4 protein-coding genes are annotated in these 3,946 nt (G+C 42.9%); 1 reads left to right on the plus strand and 3 read right to left on the minus strand.

From position 1 onward, the window contains the following. Window positions 1-47: 47 nt before the first annotated feature. Complete coding sequence (locus ACFQ2O_RS20445; protein WP_377532471.1) at window positions 48-638, plus strand: DUF4136 domain-containing protein; 591 nt, start codon at window positions 48-50, stop codon at window positions 636-638. A 1-nt stretch (window position 639) separates the two neighbouring features. On the opposite strand, the gene ACFQ2O_RS20450 is transcribed toward ACFQ2O_RS20445, so the two are convergent. From ACFQ2O_RS20450 to ACFQ2O_RS20460, 3 genes are all read right to left on the minus strand, one after another. After that, window positions 640-2,637 carry a cation:proton antiporter domain-containing protein gene (locus ACFQ2O_RS20450; protein ID WP_377532473.1) on the minus strand — a complete coding sequence of 666 codons (1,998 nt, stop codon included), beginning with the start codon at window positions 2,635-2,637 and terminating at the stop codon, window positions 640-642. A gap of 58 nt (window positions 2,638-2,695) precedes the next feature. After that, window positions 2,696-3,349: an HD domain-containing protein gene (locus ACFQ2O_RS20455; RefSeq protein WP_377532477.1), complete on the minus strand. Its 654-nt coding sequence runs from the start codon at window positions 3,347-3,349 to the stop codon at window positions 2,696-2,698. Window positions 3,350-3,412: 63 nt separating this feature from the next. After that, window positions 3,413-3,877, minus strand: a complete 465-nt coding sequence (locus ACFQ2O_RS20460; protein WP_377532480.1) for a hypothetical protein — start codon at window positions 3,875-3,877, stop codon at window positions 3,413-3,415. Window positions 3,878-3,946 lie beyond the last annotated feature (69 nt).

Consider the following 3,946-nt stretch of genomic DNA (forward strand, 5'->3'; position numbering starts at 1 on the left):
TTTTTAAATAAAGATCGTTGAATTAGAACACAGCCAGAAACCGGTTTATGATGAAATTAATAAAGCTCCCCTTAATATTAGCCGTTTGCTTAACCTCTGTCTTTCTACCTTCCTGTGTTACGACTTCAGCGTCGTTTGGGGCAAACGCTATAAAAGCACCTTATGCTACAAATTTGCGGAACTATAAGACTTATGCTTGGTTTCAAAATATGCCTCCTGAGCAAGCGGACTACTTAAAAGGATTTAATGGAGATCTCAATAAAAACATACGTAAAGCCATTGAGCAGGAGTTAGAGGAGAGAGGGTATACAAAAGTGGCTCAAAACCCGGATGTGCTGGTTGCCTATGATGTCAGTGTTTCTGTACCTGTAGAGAAAGACAAGCCTGAAAACTTTGCAGAAGGATTTGGATATAGTTATGGCTATATGAGTGGTTATCGGTACAACTATGGCCATACCGATATGCCTGGGTATCGCAATGTGGACCTTTTCAAAAAAGGAACGCTGATTATAGATATGATCAATCCTAAATCTGATCTGCTTCTGTGGCGCGGTTGGACTGAAGGAGCTATTAACAATTTCAAATCTAACTATGGCACTGTGCACAGCAAGGTTGAAGAAGTAATGGAGAAGTTATAGCCTAATTATCTTTTAAATAGTTGTTAAAGCGCATCACGTCACTAGGTTTTCCTACCACATAGATTATATCACCCTTTTGTATGCTTGTTTGGGCGTTTATACTTAGTAGTGTTTCTTTTTCCCGCTTGATAGCCACAATCGTAATTCTAAATTTGTTGCGAATGTCTGCTTCTAGTAGCGTTTTATCTATGATGGCGCTATCGCTCGTGTAAACCCTTAGACTGGCCACTTCAATATCGGGCAACTCCAGGCTCAATTTTGAGTGATCAGGAATTCTGCCGGAGGTTAAGCTACGCAGCATGTCGTAATTATCTGAGCGTATCAGCTGGGTAAACATTTCAATCTCATCTTTGGGCATCAGGTACTTGTTCAGCACCCTTGTGAAGATTTCGATACTTGTTTCAAATTCTTCTGGTATTACTTCGTCTGCACCAAGTAAGTAGTTTTCCTGAATCTCCTGCACAAAACGTGTGCGTACAATAACATGCACTTTGTCTGATATGCTGCGCACCGAAGCAATGATTCGTTTGGTAGCATCAGGATCAGAAATAGCAATTACAACCACACGAGCTTTATTAACGTGAATATGATCTAAGATCATAGAGTGAACAGCATCACCATACACAATGGGTTCACCTAATTTCCTTTCCTGCTTTACCGTAACCGCATTCAGTTCGATGATAACGTATGGTATGGATGCATGCTTGGCTGCCTTGGCAACATTGCGCCCATTTATGCCATAGCCGATAATAACGATATGGTCATCAAGGTCAGGAATGTCTCCATGGGCTTCGGAGGCCTCATGGCTAAAGGGCAGCGCATCTTTTGAGGTGGTAAATGGTTTTGTTACAATATCTGCCAATTTACGGTAAGAGCCAATCACAAAAGGTGTTACAGACATGGTTAACAAAGATACCGACAGGAAATACTGGTACGTTTCATCTGATAACAAGCCACTGCTTATGCCTGATTTAGAAAGTATAAAGGCAAACTCACCAACCTGAAAGAGAGAAAAACCTACTAAAAGAGAGATGCGAAGCGGGTACTGCAGAATACGGGCTGCGAGTGTGGCTACCAAACCTTTCAGAATAAAAGTGAGAGTAGAAAACAAGAGTATAATAGGCAAGTGCTGCAGCAAAAACTCAAAATCAAGCAGCATACCTATAGAAACAAAAAAGAAACTGGAGAAGATCTCTCTGAAGGGGAGTATGTTGCTCGTAGCCTGATGGCTATACTCAGATTCAGAGATAATCAGGCCTGCCATGAAAGCGCCTAAAGCCAGTGATAGCCCTAGGCTTGAGGTTAGCCATGCCACTGCAAAACAGATTACGACAACACTAAGTATAAAAAGCTCTTTGCTTTTAGTTTTAGCTACAAGGTACAGTAGACGGGGCACCAGGTAACGTGCACTGATAAGAACAAATACAATTACAAATATTCCCTTGAGTGCCATGATAAGTAAAGCGGTGCTAATATCTTCAGATCCGCCTGCCATCAATGGCGTAAACAGCATCATCGGTACTACTATAATATCCTGAAAGATAAGGATACCTAATACCACGCGCCCCTGCGGACTATTGATCTCACTTCGGTCTTGAAGCAGTTTTAACACGATGGCTGTGCTACTTAAGGCAATCAAAAACCCCATGAAGGTTGCTTCAGCCCAGGTATAGTTTAGGCCAATCATTACAAGGCTGACCAAGCCAATAGTTAACAGAACTTGAGCGGTTCCTCCCAGTAAGACAGTGCGCTTGATGAGAGCCAATTGCTTTAGCGAAAACTCCATGCCAATGATAAAGAGGAGGAGGATAACCCCGATCTCAGCGAGTATCTCTATATCATGTGTGGCTTGTATTAGGCTGAGTCCGTGTGGTCCTGCTATAACGCCAGTAGCCAGAAAACCAAGTATAGTGGGCAGTTTCAATCGCTGGAACAACAGGATTACAACGACTGCAAGCCCAAGTATAATAACGATGTCTGAGAGCAAGGGAATCTCCATACGATGCCAGTGGTTTATTTGCTGGGTTTATAGTATAACTGCGTCCGAGAATTGAACACTATCTTTTGCCATTCCACTCATCATAGAACTGCTCCAGAAACTGCTCCATATACTGATGACGTTGCGCTGCCAGTTCTTTAGCCGTTTGGGTATGCATACGGTCCTTGAGCAGTAAAAGCTTTTCGTAAAAATGATTTAGGGTAGGGGCGGTATTAGATTTATACGCATCAAATGAATTGTGCATGACAGGAGCTATGTCTGGATTATAAATCTCTCGGTTTTTATGACCGCCATAGGCAAAGGTGCGGGCAATACCAATGGCTCCAATGGCATCCAGTCTGTCTGCATCCTGCACTACCTGGCCTTCCAGTGTCGCCATCGCTGAACTTGTGCCAGCACCTTTATAAGAAAGGTCTTTGATGATGGAGCACACATGTAGTATGATTTCTTCTGGCACAGCATGCCTTTGCATCCACTCCTGCGCCATTCGTGGTCCTATCTCTTCGTCTCCATCATGAAATTTATGATCGCCGATATCGTGCAGCAAAGCGGCAAGCTCTACAGTAAAAGCGTCAACAGACTCATGCCTGGCAATAAGCTTTGCGTTGTTCCAAACACGCAGAATATGCCACCAGTCATGTCCTGAACCTTCTCCAGAAAGCAGCTCACGTACATACTGCTCAGCAGCGGAAAGTATGTCTATTTTGTTCATAGATTAGGGATTTACTCAAGACCCAAAGCTATGAAAAAAAAATCCTAAAGCAGGATCACTATTTTAGACGTTTACTGTTTGCCTTAACGTCTCTTTAAGATTTATTTTGCTAAGTAGGTGCTCTTCTAAATGATCAGCCCAGGTAGTAAGGTATAGCACGAGGTCATCTCTCATATTATGCTTTAAGTGCTTCCGGTTGTTTGGTAAGAGAGCAACTATTGTGGGATGAGTCAATGTCTCCAGGTGTGCCAATTCGTCTCTTGAAAAACCAAAATCGAGCATGTGGTCAATAATTTCATCCATTGGTAAACCACTTTGAGGACAGTAGTCACGAAGTTGTTCGCGCCAATCGCCGTAGCGCCACATGGCAGCACCATGAATCTCGCCTTTGCTGTGTTGTGTGATCGTTTGTGCAAGGTGGCCGCAGTTGCAACTTCCCATATGTCCCCATTGATAAGCGGCGCCTCTGGCTAAACGCTTAGCTGTATCCCGAAGAGCCTGCGATATCTCTAATGTCCCTTTTTCCATAGCAGTAAACATGTGATTTCAGTAATTATACTTTAGCTTTGTACTACTAATTTAAATTAGCAGGCTCAG

This window comes from Pontibacter rugosus (assembly GCF_042678745.1).
Taxonomy (GTDB): domain Bacteria; phylum Bacteroidota; class Bacteroidia; order Cytophagales; family Hymenobacteraceae; genus Pontibacter; species Pontibacter rugosus.